Source organism: uncultured Polaribacter sp., assembly GCF_947497125.1.
Classification (GTDB): Bacteria; Bacteroidota; Bacteroidia; order Flavobacteriales; family Flavobacteriaceae; genus Polaribacter.
Genome location: NZ_CANMFI010000005.1, coordinates 156804 through 182322, shown reverse-complemented (window position 1 = coordinate 182322; position 25519 = coordinate 156804). Strand labels below are relative to the sequence as shown.

At 31.1% G+C, this 25519-nt stretch carries 25 protein-coding genes, 2 tRNA genes and 1 pseudogene; 14 read left to right on the top strand and 14 right to left on the bottom strand.

The annotated features are described in order from the left end of the window. The first annotated feature begins 120 nt into the window (after positions 1 to 120). Positions 121 to 552 (top strand): DUF4293 domain-containing protein, encoded by a 432-nt coding sequence (locus Q0678_RS09350; protein ID WP_299057035.1) that lies wholly within the window; start codon positions 121 to 123, stop codon positions 550 to 552. Between the two features lie 163 nt (positions 553 to 715). Here the strand turns inward: Q0678_RS09350 and Q0678_RS09345 are convergent, their stop codons facing one another. After that, positions 716 to 1213 carry a metallophosphoesterase family protein gene (locus Q0678_RS09345; RefSeq protein WP_299057033.1) on the bottom strand — a complete coding sequence of 166 codons (498 nt, stop codon included), beginning with the start codon at positions 1211 to 1213 and terminating at the stop codon, positions 716 to 718. A 100-nt stretch (positions 1214 to 1313) separates the two neighbouring features. Between Q0678_RS09345 and truA the strand changes: the two genes are divergently transcribed. The 3 genes from truA to Q0678_RS09330 all read left to right on the top strand — a co-directional run bounded on the left by truA (position 1314) and on the right by Q0678_RS09330 (position 4344). Next, positions 1314 to 2039, top strand: coding sequence for a tRNA pseudouridine(38-40) synthase TruA (truA, locus tag Q0678_RS09340; RefSeq protein WP_299057031.1), 726 nt, complete (start codon positions 1314 to 1316; stop codon positions 2037 to 2039). Between the two features lie 3 nt (positions 2040 to 2042). Beyond that, complete coding sequence (locus Q0678_RS09335) at positions 2043 to 3803, top strand: ABC transporter ATP-binding protein (protein WP_299057029.1); 1761 nt, start codon at positions 2043 to 2045, stop codon at positions 3801 to 3803. Positions 3804 to 3876: 73 nt separating this feature from the next. Next, positions 3877 to 4344, top strand: a complete 468-nt coding sequence (locus Q0678_RS09330) for a hypothetical protein (RefSeq protein WP_299057027.1) — start codon at positions 3877 to 3879, stop codon at positions 4342 to 4344. 180 nt (positions 4345 to 4524) lie between these two features. On the opposite strand, the gene Q0678_RS09325 is transcribed toward Q0678_RS09330, so the two are convergent. Further along, entirely contained in the window at positions 4525 to 5448 is a 924-nt protein-coding gene (locus Q0678_RS09325; protein ID WP_299057025.1) for a WYL domain-containing protein, read from the bottom strand. Between the two features lie 91 nt (positions 5449 to 5539). Between Q0678_RS09325 and Q0678_RS09320 the strand changes: the two genes are divergently transcribed. From Q0678_RS09320 to Q0678_RS09305, 4 genes are all read left to right on the top strand, one after another. Further along, positions 5540 to 6301, top strand: a complete 762-nt coding sequence (locus Q0678_RS09320) for a T9SS type A sorting domain-containing protein (RefSeq protein WP_299057023.1) — start codon at positions 5540 to 5542, stop codon at positions 6299 to 6301. A 26-nt stretch (positions 6302 to 6327) separates the two neighbouring features. After that, on the top strand, positions 6328 to 7155 hold the full coding sequence (locus Q0678_RS09315; protein ID WP_299057021.1) for a T9SS type A sorting domain-containing protein: 828 nt from the start codon (positions 6328 to 6330) through the stop codon (positions 7153 to 7155). Positions 7156 to 7316: 161 nt separating this feature from the next. Then, on the top strand, positions 7317 to 7787 hold the full coding sequence (locus tag Q0678_RS09310) for a T9SS type A sorting domain-containing protein (RefSeq protein ID WP_299057019.1): 471 nt from the start codon (positions 7317 to 7319) through the stop codon (positions 7785 to 7787). Next, positions 7787 to 8668, top strand: a complete 882-nt coding sequence (locus Q0678_RS09305; protein WP_299057017.1) for a DUF1566 domain-containing protein — start codon at positions 7787 to 7789, stop codon at positions 8666 to 8668. Before Q0678_RS09310 ends, Q0678_RS09305 begins: the two co-directional genes overlap by 1 nt. A gap of 206 nt (positions 8669 to 8874) precedes the next feature. On the opposite strand, the gene Q0678_RS09300 is transcribed toward Q0678_RS09305, so the two are convergent. The 10 genes from Q0678_RS09300 to Q0678_RS09255 all read right to left on the bottom strand — a co-directional run bounded on the left by Q0678_RS09300 (position 8875) and on the right by Q0678_RS09255 (position 16894). Next, positions 8875 to 8948, bottom strand: a tRNA-Arg gene (locus Q0678_RS09300). A gap of 24 nt (positions 8949 to 8972) precedes the next feature. Continuing rightward, on the bottom strand, positions 8973 to 9425 hold the full coding sequence (locus tag Q0678_RS09295; protein WP_299057015.1) for a GatB/YqeY domain-containing protein: 453 nt from the start codon (positions 9423 to 9425) through the stop codon (positions 8973 to 8975). 19 nt (positions 9426 to 9444) lie between these two features. Next, entirely contained in the window at positions 9445 to 9885 is a 441-nt protein-coding gene (locus Q0678_RS09290) for a retropepsin-like aspartic protease (protein ID WP_299057013.1), read from the bottom strand. A gap of 41 nt (positions 9886 to 9926) precedes the next feature. Beyond that, the gene (locus tag Q0678_RS09285) at positions 9927 to 10733 is read right to left on the bottom strand and encodes an alpha/beta hydrolase (protein ID WP_299057011.1); all 807 of its coding nucleotides are present in this window, start codon (positions 10731 to 10733) and stop codon (positions 9927 to 9929) included. Positions 10734 to 10812: 79 nt separating this feature from the next. Beyond that, a complete protein-coding gene (gene nqrF, locus Q0678_RS09280) occupies positions 10813 to 12123 on the bottom strand; it encodes an NADH:ubiquinone reductase (Na(+)-transporting) subunit F (protein WP_299057010.1) in 1311 nt (436 codons plus the stop codon). A gap of 1 nt (position 12124) precedes the next feature. Then, the gene (nqrE, locus tag Q0678_RS09275; protein WP_299057009.1) at positions 12125 to 12856 is read right to left on the bottom strand and encodes an NADH:ubiquinone reductase (Na(+)-transporting) subunit E; all 732 of its coding nucleotides are present in this window, start codon (positions 12854 to 12856) and stop codon (positions 12125 to 12127) included. A 72-nt stretch (positions 12857 to 12928) separates the two neighbouring features. Continuing rightward, the gene (locus Q0678_RS09270; protein WP_299057008.1) at positions 12929 to 13576 is read right to left on the bottom strand and encodes an NADH:ubiquinone reductase (Na(+)-transporting) subunit D; all 648 of its coding nucleotides are present in this window, start codon (positions 13574 to 13576) and stop codon (positions 12929 to 12931) included. Between the two features lie 3 nt (positions 13577 to 13579). Continuing rightward, the gene (locus Q0678_RS09265; RefSeq protein ID WP_299057007.1) at positions 13580 to 14326 is read right to left on the bottom strand and encodes a Na(+)-translocating NADH-quinone reductase subunit C; all 747 of its coding nucleotides are present in this window, start codon (positions 14324 to 14326) and stop codon (positions 13580 to 13582) included. 2 nt (positions 14327 to 14328) lie between these two features. Beyond that, a complete protein-coding gene (locus Q0678_RS09260; RefSeq protein ID WP_299057006.1) occupies positions 14329 to 15540 on the bottom strand; it encodes an NADH:ubiquinone reductase (Na(+)-transporting) subunit B in 1212 nt (403 codons plus the stop codon). A 4-nt stretch (positions 15541 to 15544) separates the two neighbouring features. Beyond that, positions 15545 to 16894, bottom strand: a complete 1350-nt coding sequence (locus tag Q0678_RS09255; RefSeq protein WP_299057005.1) for a Na(+)-translocating NADH-quinone reductase subunit A — start codon at positions 16892 to 16894, stop codon at positions 15545 to 15547. A 202-nt stretch (positions 16895 to 17096) separates the two neighbouring features. Between Q0678_RS09255 and Q0678_RS09250 the strand changes: the two genes are divergently transcribed. The 4 genes and pseudogenes from Q0678_RS09250 (at position 17097) to Q0678_RS09240 (ending at position 19874) form a co-directional block, all read left to right on the top strand. After that, a complete protein-coding gene (locus Q0678_RS09250; RefSeq protein ID WP_299057004.1) occupies positions 17097 to 18314 on the top strand; it encodes a DUF5103 domain-containing protein in 1218 nt (405 codons plus the stop codon). Between the two features lie 61 nt (positions 18315 to 18375). Further along, the gene (gene apaG, locus Q0678_RS09245; RefSeq protein WP_299057003.1) at positions 18376 to 18762 is read left to right on the top strand and encodes a Co2+/Mg2+ efflux protein ApaG; all 387 of its coding nucleotides are present in this window, start codon (positions 18376 to 18378) and stop codon (positions 18760 to 18762) included. After that, positions 18753 to 19052: pseudogene (locus tag Q0678_RS11680) on the top strand (DUF3667 domain-containing protein); the annotation flags it as partial. The gene apaG and the pseudogene Q0678_RS11680, both read left to right, overlap by 10 nt. A 96-nt stretch (positions 19053 to 19148) precedes the next feature. After that, the gene (locus Q0678_RS09240) at positions 19149 to 19874 is read left to right on the top strand and encodes a hypothetical protein (RefSeq protein WP_299057002.1); all 726 of its coding nucleotides are present in this window, start codon (positions 19149 to 19151) and stop codon (positions 19872 to 19874) included. Here the strand turns inward: Q0678_RS09240 and Q0678_RS09235 are convergent. Next, the gene (locus Q0678_RS09235; protein ID WP_299056986.1) at positions 19840 to 20556 is read right to left on the bottom strand and encodes an NRDE family protein; all 717 of its coding nucleotides are present in this window, start codon (positions 20554 to 20556) and stop codon (positions 19840 to 19842) included. The genes Q0678_RS09240 and Q0678_RS09235 overlap by 35 nt on opposite strands. A 154-nt stretch (positions 20557 to 20710) precedes the next feature. Here Q0678_RS09235 and pruA point away from each other — a divergent pair, with 154 nt between their 5' ends. Next, the gene (gene pruA / locus Q0678_RS09230; RefSeq protein ID WP_299056983.1) at positions 20711 to 22336 is read left to right on the top strand and encodes an L-glutamate gamma-semialdehyde dehydrogenase; all 1626 of its coding nucleotides are present in this window, start codon (positions 20711 to 20713) and stop codon (positions 22334 to 22336) included. A 126-nt stretch (positions 22337 to 22462) separates the two neighbouring features. Here pruA and Q0678_RS09225 read toward each other — a convergent pair. Continuing rightward, positions 22463 to 22536 (bottom strand) — tRNA-Asn (locus Q0678_RS09225). A gap of 173 nt (positions 22537 to 22709) precedes the next feature. Here Q0678_RS09225 and Q0678_RS09220 point away from each other — a divergent pair. Next, positions 22710 to 25442, top strand: coding sequence for a 2-oxoglutarate dehydrogenase E1 component (locus Q0678_RS09220; protein WP_299056980.1), 2733 nt, complete (start codon positions 22710 to 22712; stop codon positions 25440 to 25442). Positions 25443 to 25519: the final 77 nt, after the last annotated feature.

The following is a 25519-nucleotide window of genomic DNA, read 5'->3' as shown; positions in this document are numbered from 1 at the left end:
ATATAGTGCTATACAATATGGTAGCGTAGTTATTATATGACAAATATATACTTTTTTTTTAAGTTTTAGGTTTTCTTTTTAAAAAAGAAAGTTCTACTTTTGTATTTCTATTTTTTTAAGATGATTCAAAGAATACAAAGTATATATTTACTATTAGCAGCTTCTATTTCTGGAGGGCTTATTTTTGTATTTAATTTATGGACCAATCTTAAAGAACAAGTTTTTACATTGGATTTGTTTTCTAAAGAATTAATAGTTTTTAAAGCTATTCCTTTGTTATTTGTACTTTCTGCAGTAGTTTCTTTTTTGATTATTTTTCTTTTCAAAAACAGAAAATTACAATTTGTAGTAGGTCGTTTAGTAATTTTGATAAACCTTTTTTTATTAGGATTATTGATTTATGTGTCACTAACCTTACCTGGAGAAATTTCGATTTCTAAGAAGGGTGTTGGGATGTTCTTACCAATTTTAGTTATTTTGCTTATTGTTTTGGCAAATAAAGCTATTAAAAAGGATGAAGATCTTGTAAAATCTGCTGACAGATTGCGATAAACCTATCATATTAGTATGTTTAGTGCGACAAAAAACCGAGAATTTACTTCTCGGTTTTTTATTTTCTCTATTTACTAATGGCTGTTTTCTTAAGTATAATACAAAGTCCAAAGTTAAAAGTCTAAAGTCTAGCATCTAGTCTCTTATTTCTTATATCTAACCATCAACCTCTTTTACCCAATTCAATAATTTCCATGTTTGTAATAGCGCCATTTTCTAACTGAAAACGCAACATGGTTCTAATTTTGTGAAAACCATGCTTTCCGGCAGCACCAGGGTTAAGATGTAATAAATTCAGTTTTTTATCATATTGCACTTTTAATATATGAGAATGTCCTGCAATAAATATTTTTGGTGGGTTTGCCGTTAGTTCTTCCCTAACTCTTTGATTGTATTTATTCGGATAACCGCCAATATGAGTTATCCAAACGGGTACACCTTCTAATTTAAATTTGGCATCTAAAGGAAACTCAGCCCTTGCATCTGTGCCATCGATATTGCCATAAACGGCTCTTAGCGGTTTTAGTTTTTTTAGGGTATCTGTTACAGTTAAATCGCCAATATCACCTGCATGCCAAACTTCATCAGCTTGCTTAACAAATTTTAATATTTGATCATCTATAAAACTATGTGTATCCGATAATAAGAGTATTTTTTTCATAGAGTGTGCAGGTAAAAAAAATTAACAGTGCAATTTGCATCAAAAGTAATCATAACAAAATAATTTCCGTAATTTTGATGTCTACAAAAATGAGATTTTCTTGAGGTATTTTATAGAGCTTTCTTACAACGGTAAAAACTATCACGGTTGGCAAATTCAACCCGATGTTATGTCTGTACAGCAAAAACTAAACGAAGCTGTAAGCACTATTTTTCAAGAAAAAATAGAGGTTGTAGGAGCTGGCAGAACAGACACGGGTGTGCATGCATCGCAAATGTTTGCTCATTTTGATATCGATAAAGAACTAAAAGGAGACATTCCTTTTAAGTTAAATTCTGTATTACCAGAAGATATTGTAGTTTACAAAGTGTTTGCAGTAGCCTCAGATGTGCATGCAAGGTTTCATGCAATTAGTAGAAGTTATGAGTATAAAATTTGGTTGGGTAGAAACCCTTTTTCTTTAGATTTTTCTTGGCAAATACATTCTCAAGACTTAAATGTAGAAGCCATGAATGAAGCTGCAAAATTGTTATTAGAGTATACCGATTTTCAAACTTTTTCTAAAGTAAAAACAGATGTGTACACTTATAATTGTGATGTTACAGAAGCCGTATGGAAAAAAAATGGCAATGAACTTATTTTTTACATTACCGCAAATAGATTTCTAAGAAATATGGTAAGAGCAATTGTGGGTACTTTAATAGACGTTGGTTTAGGTAAAAAAACACCCCAAGATTTTAGAGGCATTATAGAAAGTAAAAACCGAAGCAATGCAGGTCTTTCAGTACCAGCAAAAGGCTTATTTTTAACACACATAAAATATTAAATTTTGGCAGATAAAACAGGTAATGCTTTTGATTTACAAATCTTTTTAAGACTAATGTCTTTTGCCAAACGCTATAAACTCAACTTTTTTATAGCAACAGCTTCCACCATTTTATTATCGTTGGTTTCGTTGTTAAATCCGTATTTAATAAAAGAAACAGTAGATACTTATATTACCCAAAAAGACAGCAATGGTTTGCTTATAAACATTGTATTTATGTTTGCTGTTTTGTTGATAGAAGTACTGCTTCGTTTTGCATTTATTTACTATGCAAATTGGGTTGGGCAACATATTATTAAAGATATTAGAGCAAAGATTTTTAGACATATTTTACAGTTTAAAATGTCTTATTTTGATACTAATTCTGTAGGGAAATTAGTGACCAGAGTAGTTTCAGACATAGAAACCATAGCAGCCTTTTTTAGTGCAGGTGTTTTTACAATTGTTAGTGATGTTTTACAAATGTTTACCGTTGCTGCACTTATGTTTTATTTTGACTGGCGATTGGCATTGATTGCTTTAGCAGTATTGCCAATTTTAATTTATGCTACCTCAATTTTTCAGAAAGCGATTAAAGCTACGTTTCAAGAAGTAAGAAATCAGGTAGCCAATTTAAACGGTTTTGTACAAGAACGTGTTACTGGGATGAAAATAGTGCAGCTTTTTAACAGAGAAAATATCGAATATAAAAAATTTAAAGAAATTAATAACAAGCACAAAGAAGCACATGTAAAAACCATTTGGTATTTTTCAATCTTTTTTCCTATTGCAGAAATTTTGTCATCCATAGGTATTGGTTTAATTGTTTGGTATGGTAGTAAGCAGGTTATTGGTGGTAGTGTGCCAGGGTTAGGAACCGTTATGGCTTTTGTACAAATGGCTCAAATGTTATTTAGGCCACTTCGTCAAATAGCAGATAAATTTAATCAGTTGCAAATGGGAATTGTTTCTGGCCAACGAGTTTTTAAAGTGATAGATACGCAAAGTAGTATTGTTAAAAACGGAACTATAAAAGCAACTGATTTAAAAGGAGACATTCGTTTTAAAGACGTTCGATTTAGTTACTTAAAAAATGAAGAAGTTTTAAAAGGCATTTCTTTTGATGTAAAAAGCGGCCAAACAATTGCAATAGTTGGTGCAACAGGCGCTGGTAAATCTACCATAATCAATCTTATTAACCGTTTTTATGAAATTGATAGTGGATTAATCTGTATAGATAATATTCTTCTAAAAGAATACGCTTTAGAAAGTTTAAGAAACCAAGTTGCGGTTGTTTTGCAAGATGTTTTTTTATTTTCAGACTCTATTCTTAATAACATCACATTAAAAAATAATTTAATATCGCAGCAAGAAGTAGAAAAAGCGGCCAAACAAATTGGTATTCATAATTTTATTATGACTTTGCCTGGCGGATATCAATACAATGTTAAAGAGAGAGGTGTAATGCTTTCATCTGGTCAGCGACAATTAATTGCCTTTTTACGTGCTTATGTTAGCAAACCTAGTATTTTAATTTTAGACGAAGCAACATCATCTGTAGATGCACATGCAGAAAAAATGATACAACATGCCACAGAAACAATCACAAAAGGAAGAACCTCAATTGTAATTGCTCATCGATTGGCCACTATTAAACAAGCCGATAAAATTATTGTTATGGACAATGGTTTTATAGTAGAAGAAGGGACTCATAAAGATTTATTAGAAAAACCCCAAGGCTATTATAAAAACCTGTACGACAAGCAATTTAGTGAAGAAAATTAATTTTTTTCAAATAAGTATTGTTTATCTATTTATTATTTTAGATTTGTAATTCAATCTAAAAACAAAATAAAAAATGAAAAAAATCGTATTATCTGTACTAGTTGCAGGTTCTTTATTAGCAACAGCTTGTAAAGAAGCAAAAAAAGGGGCGAATGAATTAAAAGATGCAACAGTAGAAACAGTAGAAAATGTTGCAACTTCAACAACAGATGCAGCAAATACTGTAGCTGATGGGGCTAAAGATGCAGCCAATGCAGTTGTAGATAAAGCAACAGAAATGGTAAGTTCTGCTTTAGACGGTGTTTCTATTCCTGCTTTTGCAAATGAAGCAGTTACAGAAAACTTAACAGCTTATGCTGCTTATGCAAAAGATTATATTGCAGCAAATGGTAACTTAGGTAAAATTTCTGCAATGGCTTCTAAAGGGGTTTCTCTTTTAGCAAAAGGAAAAGAATTAGCAGCTGATTTAAGTACTGAAGATTTAGCAAAATACAAAAGTGTTTTATCTGCTATACAAGCTAAAATGGCGCCTTCTAAGTAAGCGTCTATCATTTAAAAGTAAGATTATACTTTTATTTAAAAACCCAAAAAGAGAACTCTTTTTGGGTTTTTTTACACTACAATTAAAATTTTAACAAAAAGCCTCATTTATTTACAAAATAATTAAAATTGGTGATGTTTTAAAGTGAAGCTAGATTGCTAATTATTTAAACGAGACATATTAAATTTTTGACACAAATATATTTTTATATACCAATGGTATTTTTTTGTTGTTCAAAGTCTCAACCTCTTTTATAGATTTTTTAAAATAATCTACTAAAACTGGTGGCTCTAAAACCTTAACATTATAAATCCAACTATGCAACCAACTTAAAAGCTCTCTGTTAATACCACAAGTTAATGACATCTCTAACCTATCTTCTTTTCTGCTAAAAAGTTGACTATGATGCCAATGCCTTTTTCGGATATAGGCACCCGTTACTAAAGAAAAAGCCAATTTTATTTCATACACTTCTTCATTTATATTTTTTGTTATACCAAAACGTTTTGCTAACTCATTTTTAAACTCACTCTGAAGTCTATGAATTTCGTATGTCTTTTTGTTTTTTATCTTGTGATACCTTTTTAATTGTGAAAGCTCGAAAATTTGATACGTTTTTTGTTTGATATTATAACCACCGATATAGATATTAAAACGGTGGTTTATAAATTGTAATGGCAAAAAATAAAGAGGCCTGGTTTCAAAATTATAGTTTTCTGAAGTAACATCATTTTGTATATCAGTAATTTTTATTGGAGTAGCATTTAGAATTAAAGTGGTAAAATCTTCTCGAATACTATTGTCTTCTTGATCTTTTACATTAGAAAAACCAGTATCAAAAGTGCTTAAATCTATAGGTTTTTCAAGAGCTGTATCTTGTTTTATAGTATAAATTCTTAAAAGTAAAGAGTTCGTTACGTCTCTATCTTTTACCAATTGCTCACCTGTTTTTAAAAAGTAATTTAATTTACTGATATCTCTTTGTAATTGTCTTTTGCTAATTATATATTTCTGTGTTTTTAAATATATCAGAAGCTCTTCTAAATTGGCTGTATGCTTTTTTAAATGTTTATAAAGTAAGTTTATCCTCTCTAAAGATTTCATTTTATATTTTTAAGAATGACAATATATGTCTTTTTAGGTTAAACTTGTAATATGAGTTTTTAAAACTTCTAATTTCGTTTAAAAAGAAATTATGAAAAAGAAATTGTTCTACTTGTTTATTATATTTGTTTCTATCAGTTTTGGTCAAACTTTAGAAAATACTTATACCACAAGTGGTTATATTGAACCAGAACCAAACTATTCATTTATTGTAAATAGTACTATTAATTATTACACTCTAGATTGGATAAATAATCAAATAAAATTATATGATTCTTCACATAATTTATTTAAATCAATAACTATAACTTTAGAAAATGGTTTTGAAATGAAACAACTTCATTTACCTACAGATAAATTATTTAATGCTGATTCAAAAATTGAATTTATGATTGAATCAAGACAAACGGCTTCTCCTTATCAAACTAATTTCAAAGTGTTTAATGAAGATGGAAATAATATATTTACATTTAGCAATGTGTCAAATTATAAGCTATCTAAAAACCCAAATAATGAATATAAATTAATAACTTCTGAAAGTACTTTAAATAGCGATGAAGTTATTTACAAAGTTTATTCGTTATCAGGAATACTATCTATAAATCAAGAGCATATTTTAAATAAATCTATATTTCAATTTCCTAACCCAACATTTGAAACTTTTAATTTAAGGAATCTTAAAAATAATGGGAAAGAAAATATATTGGAAATTTTCTCTATTCAAGGAAAGAAAGTTATTAGCAAAAAAATAGGACAAAACAAAAATGAAATTTCTGTAAATGTTTCACATTTAAGTAAAGGAATTTATATATATAAAATTGGAGAATTAAGTAATAAATTTGTGAAAGAATAAAAATTATGTACTTAAAAAAAAATGAAATGAAAAAGACAATTTTAACAATTACTACAATCCTATTTACATTTTTATCTTACTCACAAATTACATTAGAAAAAACAATCGAAAAAAGTGAAATAGTCAATTTTGTAAAAATTGATGATGAAATTAAATATTTCATATTTGATTTGAATACATTGATTATGAAAATATATAATTCTAATCATTCAATATACAAGAATATCACTATTGATATTAATAACTTGGGTTTTACATATGATATAAATGACTATTATTTTTCTGAATATTTTCCAATAATAAGTTTAAGTAAAAATATTTTTGATACTGATTCTGAACTTGAGTTTTTATTCACTTTATATGGAGATGATACGAATACAAAAACATTGGTTGTGAATGAGGACGGAACTATAATGTTTAATATATCTAATAAAGTAGGTCTTTATAGAAGTGATACTGATACGCAAAATCCAACTTGGATAAAGAATACAAATTCTGGAATTAAAATGATTTTAAGAGATGTTAGCTATACAGATGATAAAAAATATATATACTCATTACCTGGAAACGCTATTCTTTCTTCTGTAAAAACTAATTTGAATAATATAAATCTTAAAGCCTATCCGAATCCGAGTAATGGTACCATAAATTTAGATTATAAACTTCCTGAAAATATTGAAAACGGAAAAATTTTAGTTTATAACTTAAATGGAATAAAAGTTAAAGAGTATAAAGTAGATAATCACGTCAATTCTTTGAAACTCAATAATGAAAATTTAAGTTCTGGAACATATATTTATTCAATAATAGCTGGTAATTATAAATCGAAGCCATTAAAGTTAATAATAAAATAACTTACTAATAATTAGTATAGTAATGCTAGTAAAATCCTACATGCCAAAGCCGATGCGGATTTTCTATTAGGTTTTTACCTGCTGTTTTCTAATTTCATCTTAGCAATAATGATGTGTAATATTGTTATTTAATATTTGGAGAGACAATAAATCCACAAAATATGAAATATAAAATAATTTTCACCTATTTATTCTTTTTTGGGTTATTAATACAAGCACAAGAAACAATTCTAACAACGGGTGGCAAAACATCAGGAATCGATGGGGAAATAAACTATTCGATTGGACAAATAATCTACTCGACTAACACAGCTTCTAATGCTAAAATAACCCAAGGTATACAACAGCCTTATGAAATATATAGATTGTTAGGAGTTGAACAAATTCCAGTTAATCTTGCCTTAGATGTTTTTCCAAACCCTACATCTAACTTTTTAAATCTTCATATAGAAAAAGATTATCTTAATTTTAGATATATTTTATATGATTTACAAGGTAAAATAATTGAAAATAACATATTAAAAAATAATACGTCAAAAATATTAACAGAAAAACTTTTACCTTCAATTTACTTTTTAAAAGTATTAAAAAACAATAAAACTTTAAGAACATTTAAAATACTCAAAAAATAATGATGAAAATAACATTTACACTTATAGTATCTGTAATTTTAACTTTTACAGCATATACACAAACACCTGAAAAAATGAGTTATCAAGCGGTAATTAGAGATGCCAGTAATTCATTAGTAACTTCTCAAATTATTGGAATGCAATTAAGTATCTTAAAAGGAGGGATTTCAGGGGCATCTGTTTATACTGAAACACAAACCCCAACAACGAATGGTAATGGTTTAGTAAGTTTAGAAATTGGTTCTGGCAAAATAATAAATGGAGATTTTACTACAATCGACTGGTCAAATAACACATATTATATTAAAACGGAAACTGACATATCAGGTGGTTCTTCTTATACAATCACTGGAACTAGCCAGCTATTGAGTGTTCCATATGCATTGCATGCTAAAACTGCAGAAAGTGTTATTGGAGGTCATTACTTAGGAGAAGAGTTTGGTGGCGGAATTATTTTTTATTTATACCAAGGAGTTGATGGAGTTCAACACGGACTTATCCTTAGTAAAAATGAAAGTAACCAAACATGGCAAACAAGTCCATCAACTACAAATGCTAATCGAAGTTGGGATGGTGCCTATAACACCAATCGAATGACCAATAGTGATGCGGCAAATTATGTAAAAGGTTTGTCTGATGGTGGGTTTAATGATTGGTATTTACCAAGTTTAGATGAATTATTAACTCTAGGGAATAATATAATCCACGTAAATAAAACATTGGATTTAGGAGTATTTACACCACTAAATAAAAACTACAATCGTTACTGGAGCAGTACTGAAGATGATAATAATAATGCTATTGCTGTATATATTGGAGAAGGTTCAGATTCAAATGATAAATCAAGTTCATTTTTAGTTAGAGCTATAAGAGCGTTTTAAATAATGTATATATATCGGCACAGATAGAAAACTATGTTGCTAAAACGAATTTTAAACACTTTTTTATTAACTATTATTTTTTATATGAACATATTACCAATCATTTTAAACATCATTAGGTTAATAACATTACGTAAATTAAAACCTAAATCTCTACAGAACCAATAAAAAACAAAAAAACCTCCACATTTCTGTAAAGGTTTTTGTGACTCCAGAAGGATTCGAACCTTCAACCGTCAGAGCCGAAATCTGATATTCTATCCAGTTGAACTATGGAGCCAATATTCTTTTTATAGGTTGTAATTTAATTTGATAAACTACTTTTTACCAGCATAGAAATTGTTTTTCCGTCTGCGCTACCAGCTAACTTGTTAGATACAACACCCATAACCTTACCCATATCTTTCATGCCAGAGGCTCCCAATTCATTTATAGTAGCCAATACTACTTTCTTAATTTCTTCTTCAGATAATTCTGCAGGTAAAAATTGTTCTAAAATAGTAATTTCTGCCAATTCTGGTGCAGCCAAATCTTCTCTGTTTTGTTTGATAAAAATAGCAGCACTATCTTTACGTTGTTTTACTTGCTTCTGAATAATTTTAACAGCTTGCTCTTCGGTAATTTCTTCTTGAGAACCATTAGCAGTTTTAGCTAATAAAAATGCCGCTTTTACAGCTCTTAATGCTTGTAAAGCAACAGTGTCTTTTGCTTTCATAGCTGCTTTCATTTGTTCCATTACTTGTTTTTGCAAACTCATATAATTTAGTTTTAATGTTTTACTTTTTTAAATATAAAATATGTTTGTTGTAGTCTATAATTGCTTTTCCTTTCTGCAAAATATCTGCACCAATAATGCCATGTACTTTTTTTGCGTTGTGTTGTTCTAGAGCAGTATTTACATGCGATAAGTCAAAAAGTACTAAGTTGCTTTTTTTGGTTTTCCATTTTCCAATTTTTAAAATGTTGTTTTCAGATTTTTGTGTTTCCATATCTATCGCACCTGCGCCAGCTGCTTTGGTTTCACATTCTTCTGCAATCAAATTAAAATAAGCAATTAAATGTACCCCAACACAAGAATTAGAGGCGCCTGTATCTAATATAAAACGACCTTTAATTCCGTTTATTTTTGCCTTTAACTCTAAATGATTGGTAGCAATCCTTTTTAGCTTTATTTGAAAGTATTTTTTTTCTTCTAAAATTTTTTTTAGTGCTGCCATACTATAACTCACGAATTACAAAAATACAATTTTATAAAATGCTATCTATCTATTACTTCCTTAAGATTTTTTTGATACCTATTAAAAGTGCTGCAATTATTGTGTGTGGCTTCTTTAATTTCTATATATCTATTGCTGTCATTTTTATTGGTTGCTAATAACTTTTTAGAGTCTTCTATAAAAGTAACCTTGTCTTTATTACCATGAAACACAGAGATAGGGCTTTCTACTTTTTTTAGCTCTTTTTCGGTTTCAAACTTATATTTTAATAGCCAAGTAGGTAGGTAGCTGTTTTTATACTTTACAGCGCTTTTAAGATTGTAAAATGGCGCTTCTAACACTAATTCTTTGGGCTTATTATTTACTGCAATTTTAGTTGCAAATGTACATCCAAGAGAAAAACCATACACAATTATATTATCTTCATCATACTTCTTTTTTAAATAATCATAGACTTTTAGTGCGTCTTGGTACATCTCTTTTTCATTAAACTTACCGGTACTTTTACCGTAATTTCTATAATCAAACACCAATACTTCTATATTGTATTTTAGAAAATAAGAAACTCTTTCTCCCCATTTTTTCAAGTTCCCTTTATTGCCATGACAATATAAAACAACCCCTTTAGGTTTTTTTAATTTAAAATGAAGTGCATTAATTCTGTTTTTGCCATCAGTACTAACAAAAAGTTCTTCAAAATTATTTGTAAATTGATATGTATAATCGCTCTCTATTTTTTTACCATTGATAAAAATTAATTTTTCTTGATATACATATAACAGTATTAATGCGGATGCAGTTATACTGATTATAATACCAAATAGAGATAGAAGATAAAACCCTAGCATACTTATTATTTAATAAAAAACCGATACAAATTTTGTATCGGTTTTTAGTTTAACATTGTTTTTGTGATTTGTTAGATTTCTATCCACCAAAATCATCAAAACGAATATTTTCATCTGCAAGACCAAAGTCTTCTCCCATTTTCTGAACCGCATTGTTCATTAATGGTGGTCCACAGAAATATAATTCTAAATCTTCTGGAGCTTCATGATCGTTCAAGTAGTTTTCAATAACACAATTATGTATAAATCCTACAAAACCATCACCAGCCTCGTCATTAATATCTTTTTTAACCGTCCAGTTATCTGCTTCTGTTGGATCAGATAATGCGATGTAAAACTTAAAGTTCGGGAAATCTTTTTCTAAAGCTCTAAAGTGTTCGATATAGAATAATTCTGCTTTAGAACGACCACCATACCAATAGGTTACTTTTCTACCCGTTTTTAAGGTTCTGAATAAGTGATATAAATGAGATCGCATTGGTGCCATACCTGCACCACCACCTACATATAACATTTCTGCTTCAGATTCGTTGATAAAAAACTCTCCATAAGGTCCAGAAATTACACATTTATCTCCTTTTTTCAAATTGAAAATATACGAAGAGGCAACTCCAGGATTTACATCCATCCATCCACCTTTTGCTCTATCAAATGGAGGAGTAGCAATACGAACATTCAACATAATTTCTCTTCCTTCTGCAGGATAAGAAGCCATAGAATATGCTCTTTCTACTGTTTCGGTATTTTTCATTACCAATGGTCTTAAGTTAAACTTATCCCATTCTGCTTCAAATTTATCAGCAACATCATGTTCTTCTGGATGTGCTGTAATATCCATATCAGCATATTTTATTTCACAAGCCGGAATTTCAATTTGTATGTATCCACCAGCTTTGTAACCCATATCTTCTGGAATTTCTACTACAAATTCTTTAATAAATGTTGCTACATTGTAATTTCTTACAACAACAGCATCCCATTTCTTAATTCCAAAAATCTCTTCTGGTATCGAAATATCCATGTCTTGTTTTACTTTTACTTGACAAGCTAAACGGATACCATGTTGTAATTCTTTTCTTGTAAAGTGAGGTGTTTCTGTTGGTAACGCTTCGCCACCACCAGAGTTTACATGACATTCACATTGCACACAAGAACCACCACCACCACAAGCGGATGGTAAAAATATTTTTTCTGCACCTAAAGTTGTTAAAAGTGTGCTACCAGAAGCCACTTCAATTTTTCTTTCTCCGTTGATCGTTAAAGTTACTGGACCAGATGGAGATAATTTTTGTTTTACAAATAATAATAGTGTTACTAATAACAATACAATAGCTAAAAACGCTGCTACTGTTGCTAAAATAGTACCTGTAGTTCCTGCTGCTAATATCATATTACTGCTTGTTTGTATTTAAATTATCGGCTACAATTTCTTTAGCTTCTTCTTTCTTAAGTTCTTCTTTTTCGATTTTTGCTTCTACTTTCGGAGTTTCTTTCTTCTCTTCATCTCCACCAGTTAACATTCCACCAAAACTCATAAAACCAATCGCCATTAATCCTGTTATAATAAACGTAATACCTAAACCTCTTAATGCAGGTGGTACGCTAGAATATCTAATTTTTTCACGGATTGCTGCAATAGCTAAAATGGCTAAAAACCATCCTATTCCAGACCCAATACCATAAGTTAATGATAATCCTAAAGTAGGAATTTCACGAGATTGCATAAATAAACTTCCTCCTAATATTGCACAGTTTACAGCAATTAATGGTAAAAAGATACCTAATGAATTGTATAACGATGGTGAAAATTTTTCAACAATAATCTCTACCAATTGTACCATGGTTGCAATGGTTGCAATAAACATGATAAAAGATAAGAAACTTAAATCGTAAGCGGCATACTCTTCACCTAACCAAGACAACGCGCCTTCTTGTAAAATATATTGATCTAACAACCAGTTTAAAGGCACAGTTACTGCAAGTACAAAAATTACGGCTGCTCCTAAACCTACTGCTGTAGATACTTTTTTAGAGACTGCAAGGTAAGAACACATTCCTAAGAACGTAGCAAAAACCATGTTGTCTATAAATATCGATTTGAAAAATAATTCTATATGTTCCATTTTTTTAGTTGTTGGTTGTTGGTTTTTGGTTACTGGTCTTAAAAACCAACAACTAAAAACTAACAACTAATTTTAATTTTCTTCTATTAAAGATTTATTCTTAGTACGCTGTATCCAGATAATAATACCCACTACAATAAGTGCCATTGGAGATAATAACATAAAACCGTTATTTTCATATCCTATTGCATATAATCCGGTTTTTTCTATTGGGTCTCCTAAAACTTTAATTCCTAATAAAGTACCAGAACCTAACAATTCTCTAAAAAAACCAACTGCAATTAAAATCAAACCATAACCAACTGAATTTCCTATTCCGTCTAAGAAAGATCTCCATGGCCCGTTTCCTAAAGCAAAGGCCTCAAAACGTCCCATAATAATACAGTTTGTAATAATTAATCCAACAAATACAGAAAGTGTTTTACTAAGCTCATAAGCAAAAGCTTTTAACACTAAATCTACAATAATTACCAATGTTGCTACAACGATTAATTGTACAATAATTCTAATTTTTGAAGGAATAATATTTCTCATTAATGAGATAACTACGTTCCCTAAACCTAATACAAACATTACAGAAACAGACATTACTATTGATGCTTCTAACTCTGCAGTAATTGCCAAAGCAGAACAAATACCTAATACCTGAATGGTAATTGGGTTATTGTCTAATAATGGATCTGTAATTAATTTTGCGTCTTTTTTTGATAAAAGTCCCATAAATTATTTTTTTAATGATTTAAAATAAGGCAAATACAATGCTAAATCTTTCTTTATCATTGCAGATACACCATCACCTGTAATGGTAGCTCCTGCAATTGCATCTACTTCATAATCAGTTTTATCTTCATTTACTGCATCGTTGTTTCCTTTTTTTACAGTAATTCCTTTAAATTCTCCGGTTTCGGTTAAAAGATGCTCACCAATAAAGTCGTCCATAAAATAACGTTGTTTAATGTTTGCACCTAAACCTGGTGTTTCTCCTTTATGATCAAAATAAGCACCTTGAACAATCATATCAGCATCCATAGCAACATAACCCCAAATAGCATCCCAAAGACCTTTACCTCTTATTGGTGCTACATAAAATGTTTTGCCTTCTTTTTCGCCTACAAATAATGGCAATCTTCTAACAGCGCCATCTTTTGCTTTTGCTTGTTCTTTTTTAACATCAATTAAATAGGCATTGTTATCTTCTGTGGTGTTATCACCTTCAATAACCAATTGCTTTTTAATGTATTTTGAAAATTCTGCACCTGCAACATTTGCCGAAACAAATGTAGCACTCGATTCATCATTTTCGTTAACACCCATTGCGTATAAAATGTTCTGTTGTTTTTCTATTCTTTTGTTTTCTGTAATCCTATCTTTTAGATACGATGAAAGAAAGGCTAACAAAGAACCCACGATTAACACCATTACGATGGCGAAAATCATTGTATATCCATTACTATCTGTTCTCTTACTCATAATTAGGCAGTTTTAACTTTAGTACGTTTTAATCTTCTTTTTACGTTTCCTTGAACCACATAATGGTCTATTGTTGGCGCAAATACATTCATTAACAAAATTGCTAAAAATACGCCTTCTGGATATGCTGGGTTAAATACACGAATCATAATTGAAATAAAACCAATTAAGAAACCGTAAATCCATTTTCCTTTATTTGTTTGTGATGCTGTTACAGGATCTGTTGCCATAAATACAGCACCAAATGCCAAACCACCAATAATTAAATGTTCGTACCAATTAGCAGACATTAATCCGTAAAACTTACTAGTTTCTGTAATAATTCCGTTGGCTGCAATTGCATTAAAAATGATTCCCATTACTGCTGCTCCGATAAATGTAGAAACAATTATTCTCCAGCTTCCAATTTTTGTAAAAATTAAAAATGCAGCGCCTAATAAGATTAAAAATGCAGATGTTTCACCTACAGAACCAGGAATAAATCCGAAGAAAGCATCCCATAAATCATATTTTGGTGTCAAATTTTGCGCGTAACTACCTAGTATTGTTTCTCCAGAAATTGCATCTGCAGTTCCAACTCTATTCACAGCATCGTGAACCCAAACTTTATCTCCAGACATCCAAGTAGGATATGCAAAGAATAAAAATGCTCTAATTGTTAATGCTGGGTTTAAGATGTTCATTCCTGTACCACCAAATACTTCTTTACCAATAACAACACCAAATACTACTGCAACAGCCAACATCCATAAAGGAGTGTCTATTGGCACAATTAATGGCACTAACATACCAGTTACTAAGTAACCTTCTTCTACTTCGTGGCCTTTAATTACTGCGAAAATAAATTCAACAATAAGTCCAACTCCATAAGAAACAATTACCAATGGTAAAACTTTTACTATTCCAATCCAGAAATTATCCATGGTTAAAAAAGAACCTAAAACTGTAAATTCTTTTGTAATCCCTTTTGCTGCATCTATAGCTGCATAATGTTGATAACCTGCATTAAACATTCCGAAAAGCAATATTGGAAGTAAAGACATGATTACAATATTCATTGTACGCTTTAAATCGTCTGCTGCTTTTATATGAGTTCCTCCGTGAGTCACTTCATTTGGTAAATATAAAAAGGTATGGATTGCGTTAAACGCAGGTGCCATTTTTGTTCCTTTATACTTCTCTTTTAAATTATGTAAATTTTGTTTTAAGCCCATAATCTTATCCTAATTCTTCTCTCATTAAATCTAAACCTTCACGTATTATCTTTTGATGTGGTTGTTTAGATACACAAATAAATTCTGTTAGTGCAAAATCTTCCGGAGCAACTTCGTACGCTCCTAAAGCTTCCATTTCATCTAAATCTTTATACATACAAGCTTTTAATAATTGCATTGGGTATACATCTAAAGGAAATACTTTTTCGTAAGAACCTGTAACTACAAATGCTCTGTGTTCTCCATTTGTATTGGTATTTAAGTCGTATTTCTTTTTAGAATTTAACCAAGAAAATGTCAATGCTCTTGATGTAGAAATTTTATTAAAAATTGGCTTGTTCCATCCAAAGAATTCGTAGTCATCTCCTTCTGGTATTGCAGTAATTTGATTGTCGTAGTAACCGATAAAGCCATCTTCTTTAACTTCTTTACCAGATAAAACGTTTCCGCTAATTACTCTTGTATTGTCGTTTTCTAAGTTGCCTGTAGCAATATCAGAAATTTGAGCTCCAGCAATTGCAGTTACATAGTGTGGCTTGCTAAACTTAGAGCCGGTTAAAGCAACCGTTCTTGTAATGTTTAACTTTCCTGTTAGCAATAGCTCGCCAATAACAACCAAATCTTGAGGTGTAATTACCCAAACTACTTCTCCTTTATTAATAGGATCTATTTTTGCTATTTGAGTTCCAACATTTCCTGAAGGATGTGGTCCAGAAACTTTATGAATTTCTGCGTCTTTTAAACTTGCCAAAGGTGAATTTGCATTTTTACCAACAGAAACATGAACTTTGCCTTCTGTTAATTTACTAACAGCAGTAATTGCTGCTTGTAATTCTGCTTCTTTACCATTTAAAGTATAGTCTAAATCTGCTGCTAAAGGTGCGCTTGCATAAGCCGACACAAATATTGCTTTTGGTGCTTGATTTGGATTTGCAACTACATCATAAGGACGTTGTTTTACAAATGGCCAACAACCAGAAGCTAATAAATGATTTCTTACCTCTTCTGCAGACATTGTAGCTGCATCTTTAGCGTCAAAATCTTGGTGTTTTTGATCTGTATCTGCCGCAATTTTAATTGCTAATACCTTTCTTCTTTCTCCACGAATTATACTTTCTACTTTACCGGAAACAGGACTAGGAAATAAAATACGCTCATCACTTTTAGAATAAAAAAGTGCTTCACCTGCTTTTACTTCGGTACCTTCTTTTGCGATTAGTTTAGGTGTAATTCCATGAAAATCTTCTGGCTTAATTGCATAAAAACTACTTAAAGAAATAGAAGTAGTTGTTTTTTCTGCACTGCCAACAAGCTTAATATCTAAGCCTTTTTTAATACGAATGTCTTTTGACATAGTAAATTGGAATTGTTAGTTATCTTAATAAAAATCATGCAAATTTAATGATTTTGCCATTTATTTAAGATGTATTTCTGCTTTTATATTTGTTAAATATTCTTATTTATAATGATTATAAATAAATTTTATTTGCGTAATTTCGCCTTACAATTTTCGTTATAAATGTGTTGTTTTGTAATCGAATGGTTATGTTTGTCTTATGAGATCATTATATTTATTATCTATTTTTCTACTTTTAAAATTTAATGTTTTCTCGCAAAACATTAAGTCGATTCAATTAAGGTCTTCGAATGAAAACAATTATACTGCAATCGTGCCTTTAGGAACTGTTTTAGAGCTTTCTTTTGATGATTTAGAGGCAGATAGTAAAGATTATCAATACAAAATAAAGCACATGACGCATGATTGGCAGCCAAGTAGAATGCTTTCTAGCCAGTATATTGATGGTTTTGATCAGAATACAATAATAGATGTTACCAATTCTTTTAATACTTTTCAGAATTACACGCATTATGCAGTTCAAATTCCGAATATAAACACCATTATAACCAAAAGTGGTAACTACCTTCTTTCTGTTTTAGATGCCTATGATGAAGTTGTTTTTACAAGACGATTTGTTTTGTATGAAACGGCTGCTATTGTTGGGGTTTCTGTAGTTAGAAGTAGAAATACGAAGACTTTAAATACAGAGCAAACAATTTCCTTTTCGTTGAATCATCCAAATATTTCCATCAACAATCCAAGTCAAGAAATTAATGTTGTGCTCTTAAAAAATAATAATTGGAACGAACAAATAACAAATTTACAGCCTACTTTCTTTAAAAGTAATCAATTGCTTTATACTTACGCTAATAAAACAAACTTTAAAGGAGGTAACGAATATTTAAATTTTGACAGCAAATTTGTAAGAAATACCAGTTTAAATATCGTTAAAATTGAAAAGCATGATGTTTTTCATCATTATATATATCCTCACACATACAATCCTTTTCAGACCTATAAATATAGTCCAGATATTAATGGGCAATTTTTAATAAGAACATTAGAGGCTAATGATTCTAATACAGAGGCAGATTATGCTATGATGCATTTTACTTTAAATACTGATGATTCTTTTGAGGGTAAAGAGGTTTATGTCTATGGTGCTTTTAATGATTTTTCGATATCCGAAGAAAATAAAATGACATACAATAGTGTAACAAAGTCGTATGAGGCAGCTATATTGTTAAAACAAGGTTTTTATAATTATACATATGCTACTTTAGATGCAAATAACGTTGTAGATAGTAACGAAATTTTGGGTTCTTATTTTGAAACTGAAAACGAGTACACAGTTATTGCGTATTACAAGCCTTTTGGTAGCTTTTATGATCGTGTAATAGCGGTTGGTGTTGGTTATTTTGATCAAAACAGGTAGTTTGTTTTTACTTTTTTGTAAAACTTGTTTATTGTTTTTAAAAAAAGTACATTTACGATAGATGATATATCAAATTACAAAAGGCATAAAGATTTCGGTAGTAACCAATAACAAAGGAGTTAGTTTTAAAGATAAGACACCTTTTTATGTGTATAGTTATGCAATTACTATAGAAAACAATTCATCAGATACAGTAAAACTTACAGACCGTTTTTGGCAGATATATGATTCTCTTAGTGCTACAGAAATTGTTAGCGGAGAAGGGGTTGTGGGTCAAACACCAGTTTTAGCGCCAAACGACAGTTATACGTATACTTCTGGGTGTTTTTTAGCGTCAAATATTGGTGCAATGAAAGGTTTTTATACCATGATTAATCTAGACACTTTCGAGCAATTTAAAGTAGTAATTCCTAATTTTCAGTTAATAACACCGTACTTATTAAACTAGCAGATCAAGAAAATAAGATAATTGTTAGAGATGACGCATGTTTAAATTGTGGACATCCTTTTTTTGGAGATGAAAAATTTTGTCCAGATTGCGGACAAGCAAACAAAGGAGATCGCATTAATTTTCTTAATTTTATCAAAGAAATATTTGGCAGTTTTTTTTCTTGGGATGCTAAATTTTGGACTACAATTTTACCGCTTTTAATAAAGCCTGGTAAGGTTTCTAAAGATTATGTTTCTGGTAAAAGGGCTCGCTACTCCAATCCGTTTCGATTCTATTTAACGGTATCTATTCTATTCTTTTTAATTTTAAGTCTTTCTAAAAATATAGACAAGTTTCAAAAGCTTACAAATGGAGTTTCAGTATCAGAGTCAGCTGCTTCAGGGGTGTTTAATATTGTAATCGATAATGATGAATTAGATTCTCTTAGAGATGAAATTGACCAAGAGATTCAAAGTGCAGAGGTGTCTGTAGATTCTTTAAAAAGAACACAATTTGTAGATGATATATTTAAAGATGTTGCCAGAGATTCTATAGAAATTAGTAAATTAAGTGATGTGCAGTTTATGGGTTTTCCTATAAATTCTTTTATAAGGTATCAGAAGAAACATCCGAATATGCCTATTGATGCTGCTTTAGATAGTATTGGTAAAGAAAAAACTTTTGTAAACAGATTTATGTTTACAAGAGCAAAAATGCTGAATTCATTTTTTGATAATAAAGAAAGTCAAGAAGAGTTTATAACACAGTTGTTGTCTTATGGCTCTGTAGCGTTGTTTTTGTTTCTGCCTTTATTTACCTTGTTTTTAAAGCTTTTTTATATCCGAAGAAAATATAATTATGTACATCATTTAGTGTTTGTATTTCATGTGCAGACTGTTTTCTTTATGTTATTGTCTGTTTATTTTATTTTAGAAATAGCCACTTTTCAGCCAAAATTATGGGTGTTTACACTGCTGTTTTTAGGGTATTTATTTCTAGCTATGAAAAAATTCTACGAGCAACAATATTTTAAGACATTTGTAAAATTTATCCTCTTAAATTATACGTATCTTTTGTTATCCGTTATCGGAATTATTATTCTAACAACTGTCTCTTTTGCATTGTTTTAGAGTTGTCAATAAAATCTAAATATGTAAAATCGATTGTGTTATTTTTTTTCATAAATGAAGTGGTGCTAACGGTCTCTACAAGTTCTCTTTTCATTTTAGGTGATGTTCCTTTGTCTCCCAAATTTTCATTTTGATGAAATTCTAAAATATCTTCCTGTAAAAAAGAAGTTTTTTCTTTTGCCCAATTTATAAACCAATCATTTCTTAACGCTTTCATTTCTTCGGTATACAATGTAGAAGAAGACCAGATAATAGGTTTTTGAGGTAGCTGTTTAAAGTGTTTTGTAGTGCCATCCCAAACCAATTCATAGGTTTTTAAATTGTTTTGCCAGTCAATTAAAATAAGGGTAAAAGGCTCTATTTCGGTAAAATTGAACTTTTCTATGAATGAAACAGCGTTGTCTTGAGTTAGTATTTTTTTTACAATAATGCCTCTACTTGTTTTATAGGTAGCTTTTTTTGTATGAATTTTAAATCCGCCGTTTAACAAGCAAACAAGTCTTTTTTTATTACTTAGGCCAATCCATGTTCCTCCTGCCAAGGCATCTTTAGGGTAGGTAAGTTCGGTATTTTCTTCTGTATATGTTTTGGGTGGTATTGTATTTCTTAGGGGAGTTTCATCTCTGTTAGAGGTTAAAATGAAATTATTTTCTCCCAAAGGTAAATAGCTAACGGTGCACATAAATTCTCTTAATAATTATGAATAAGCGCAATTTATAATAATTTCTTTTAATTTTCTTTAATAAAAGAGGTTTCAAGTCAATTAAAATTATTGAAACAAAAATTGTAACTTTGAGGCTCAAAAAATTAGTTGATAAAATTTAAAAACAGACAATATGGCAAGAGGATTTTTTAATGTTCCAAAAGCAGTGAACGAACCTGTAAAAAGTTATGCACCAGGATCACCAGAAAAAGAGACATTAATAGCTACTTATAAGGCAATGTTTAATAGCAATATTGATGTGCCAATGCATATTAATGGAGAAGAGGTAAGAACCGGAAATACAAAAAATATTACACCACCACATGATCATAAGCATGTTGTTGGGCAATACCATACCGCAGATAAAAGTCATGTAGGTGCTGCTATTTCTTCTGCGTTGGCAGCAAGAGAGGCGTGGTCTAATGTTAGCTGGATGGAGCGTGCTTCAATTTTCTTAAAAGCAGCAGAGTTGTTAGCAGGGCCATATAGAGCAAGAATGAATGCGGCAACAATGATTGCGCAATCTAAAAATGTATTTCAGGCAGAGATTGATGCTGCTTGTGAAATGATAGATTTTTTCCGATTTAATGTAGAGTACATGACGGATATTTTTAAAGATCAGCCAGCCTCTTCACCAGGTGTTTGGAACCGTGTTGAGTATAGACCTTTAGAGGGTTTTGTGTATGCAATTTCTCCTTTTAACTTTACATCTATTGCAGCAAATTTACCAGCATCTGCCGCTTTAATGGGTAATGTTGTGGTTTGGAAACCTTCTGATCATCAAGCATATTCTGCACAGGTAATTGTAGATCTTTTTAAAGAAGCAGGTTTGCCAGATGGTGTTATTAATGTTGTTTACGGAGATCCAGTAATGATTTCTGATACTGTCTTGGCGTCTCCAGATTTTTCTGGATTGCACTTTACAGGATCTACGCATGTTTTTAAAGAATTGTGGAAGCAAATAGGGAATAATATTCATACTTATAAGACATATCCAAGAATTGTAGGAGAAACTGGTGGAAAAGATTTTATTTGGGTTCATAACTCATCAAATCCGTTACAGGTTGCTACGGCAATGACAAGAGGAGCCTTTGAGTATCAAGGTCAAAAATGTTCTGCCGCTTCTCGTTCATACATTCCGGCATCTTTATGGCCAGAAGTTAAAAAACACCTAATAGCGCAAACAAGCGAGTTAAAAATGGGGTCTCCAGAAGATACTTCAAACTTTGTAAATGCAGTTATTCATGAGGGTTCTTTTGATAAAATAGCAAGTTATATCGATGCTGCAAAAGCAGATAAAGATGCAGAGATTATTATTGGCGGAAACCATGATAAATCTGTAGGTTATTTTATAGAGCCAACTGTAATTGTTACAACATCGCCAAAGTATGCTACAATGCATACAGAATTATTTGGCCCTGTTATGACGGTTTATGTGTATGAAGATGCTGCTTGGGAAGCTTCTTTAAAGTTAGTTGATGAAACTTCGGAATATGGTTTAACTGGCGCTATTTTTTCTACAGATAGATATATTGTAGAGGCGGCGTCTAAAGCATTAGAAAATGCTGCAGGTAACTTTTATATTAATGACAAGCCTTCGGGTGCGGTAGTTGGTCAGCAGCCTTTTGGTGGTGCTAGAGCATCGGGGACAAATGATAAGGCAGGTTCTGCACAAAACTTGTTACGTTGGACTTCGGTAAGACTAATTAAAGAAACATTAGTATCACCTTCTGATTATAAATACCCATTTTTAGGGTAATGCAATAAAGCTTTAGTTCTTGAAAAATGAAAGTCGGTAAAATTTATTTACCGACTTTTTTTTGGTTTTAAATATCTGGATTTCAGACATAAAAAAAGTCTTATCAAGAATGATAAGACTTTTTTGCTCCTCTTCAAGGACTCGAACCTTGGACCCTCTGATTAACAGTCAGATGCTCTAACCAACTGAGCTAAAGAGGAGTTTGCATCACGCATTTGTGATTAGCGAGTGCAAATATATATCTTTTTAGAATATAGGCAAATGTTTTTTTTATTTTTTTTATTTTTTTATTTCAGAAAACAATTTCGCTTTCATTTCTAAATTTGTATTTTTGTTCTTTAGTATAGCTTACCAAAAAAGCAGAAACTATAATATGGATAAATTTTCGTTTTTAAACGCAGCACACACAGGCTTTATAGCTGATTTATATGATAAGTATTTGGTGAATCCGGATGCCGTTGAACCAAGTTGGAGAAGCTTTTTTCAGGGGTATGATTTGGCCAATGAAAATTATTCTTTAAAAGATGAAGAGGTTTCTGTAGAGATTCCTCAAGAAGTTAGAAAAGAATTTCTAGTGGTAGATTTAATCAATGGTTACAAAACTCGTGGTCATTTATTTACAAGAACAAATCCGGTTAGAGAAAGAAGACAATACAAACCAAGTTTAGATATAGAGAATTTTGGGTTGTCTAAAGAAGATTTAGATGTTGAGTTTTCTGCAGGGGAAGTTTTAAACCTAGGGAAAGCTACACTTGCCACAATTATTACTCATTTACAAACTATTTATTGCGATTCTATTGGGGTAGAATACATGTACATGAGAAACCCTGATAAATTAAAATGGTGGCATACACGCATTAACGCAAATGACAATCATCCAAATTATTCTACCGATGCAAAAAAGTATATACTTTCTAAATTAAACCAAGCGGTTACTTTCGAAAGCTTTTTGCAAACAAAATATGTAGGACAAAAACGTTTTTCTTTAGAAGGTGGAGAGGCTTTAATACCTGGTATTAGTGTAGCTTTAAGAGATGCTGCAGAAAAATTTGGTGTTAAAGAATGTGTTTTAGGAATGGCGCATAGAGGTCGTTTAAACACACTAGTTAATATATTTAAGAAGCCTGTAAGAGAGCTTTTTAGTGAGTTTGAAGGAAAAGATTTTGAAGATGAAAACATCGATGGAGACGTTAAGTATCACTTAGGGTTAACATTAAGCAAAACCTTTAGAGATGGCAATGAAATAAAAATGAATTTAGTGCCAAATCCATCTCATTTAGAAACTGTTGCAGCGGTTGCAGAAGGAATTACAAGAGCTAAGATTGATAGAAAATACAACGGAGATTCTAGTAAAATTTTACCAATTATAATTCATGGAGATGCTGCCATAGCAGGCCAAGGTATTGCTTATGAAATTGTTCAGATGGCAAAATTGAATGGCTACAAAACAGGAGGTACAATTCATATTGTGGTAAATAATCAAATAGGTTTTACCACCAATTATTTAGATGCTCGTTCAAGTACCTATTGTACCGATGTTGCCAAGGTAACATTATCGCCAGTTTTGCACGTTAACGCAGATGATACAGAAGCTGTATGTCATGCAATGGAGATGGCTTTAGAATTTAGAATGAAGTTTAAAACCGATATTTTTATCGATTTATTGGGATATAGAAAGTACGGTCATAACGAAGGTGATGAGCCACGTTTTACACAACCAAAACTTTACAAAGCAATTTCAAAACATCAAAACCCGAAAGATATTTATGCTGCAAAATTAATTGCAGAAGGTACTATTGATAAAAGTTACTTAACAACTATTACAACAGAATTTAAGCAAATGCTTGAAGTTGAGTTTGAAGAAGCTAAAAAAGTAACAACGTCGAAGGTAAGAGAGTTTATGGAGTCTACCTGGGAAGGTTTTGAGCGTCAACAACTAGACACGATGTTGTTAAATGATGATACAAAATACGATGTTGAAAAGTTAAAGAATATTGCAAAAGTAGTATCTACAGTGCCCGCAAATGTAAAATTTGTTCGTAAAGCAGAACGAATTTTAAGCGGAAGAGCAAAAATGGCTTTTGAAACCAACCAATTAGATTGGGGTATGGCAGAAAATTTAGCCTACGGTTCTTTAATGGAAGAAGGGTATAATGTTCGTATTTCTGGACAAGATGTAGAAAGAGGTACTTTTTCTCACAGACATGCTATTTTAAGAGATGAGGTAACCGAAGAAAGAATTAACTTATTAAACACAAACCCTAACAACAAAGGAGAAATGATAATTTACAACTCGTTGTTGTCTGAATACGGTGTTTTAGGTTTTGATTATGGGTATGCGATGGCAAACCCAAATACATTAACTGTTTGGGAAGCGCAATTTGGCGATTTTTCTAACGGTGCTCAAATTATGTTTGATCAGTACATATCTGCTGCCGAAGATAAATGGAAGCTACAAAATGGTATTGTGGTTTTATTACCTCATGGTTATGAAGGACAAGGTTCTGAGCATTCATCTGCAAGAATAGAACGTTATTTACAATTGTGTGCTACCGATAATATGACGGTTGCCAATTGTACAACTCCCGCTAACTTTTACCATTTGTTACGTAGACAGATGATAAGAAAGTATAGAAAACCATTGATTGTTTTTACACCAAAAAGTTTGTTGCGTCATCCAAAAGCAGTAAATTCTATTGAAGAATTAGCAACAGGAACGTTTCAAGAAGTAATAGACGATACGATTAACCCAAAAGGTGTAAAGAAATTAGTTTTCTGTATGGGTAAATTTTATTATGATTTATTAGAAGAAAGAGAGCTTTTAGATAGAAACGATATTGCCTTGGTTAGAATAGAGCAATTGTTTCCTTTACACGAAGAAAAAATACAAGCGGTTATTGATAGATATACAGACGTTGAAGAGTATATTTGGGCACAAGAAGAACCTAAAAACATGGGTGCTTGGAGCTATATGTTGCAACGTTTCGAGTTGGTAAAACTTAATGTAAGATCTCGTAAATATTATGCAGTGCCTGCTGCTGGTTCTAGTACTAGATTTAAAAAACGTCATAGAGCCGTAATTGATAGTGTTTTTGATAATGAGTAATTTGCGTTAAGGATTGAAACAACATCCTTTTTGCTTTTATTGCAAAAAGATATCGTGGAAAGCCTGTTAAAACGCCC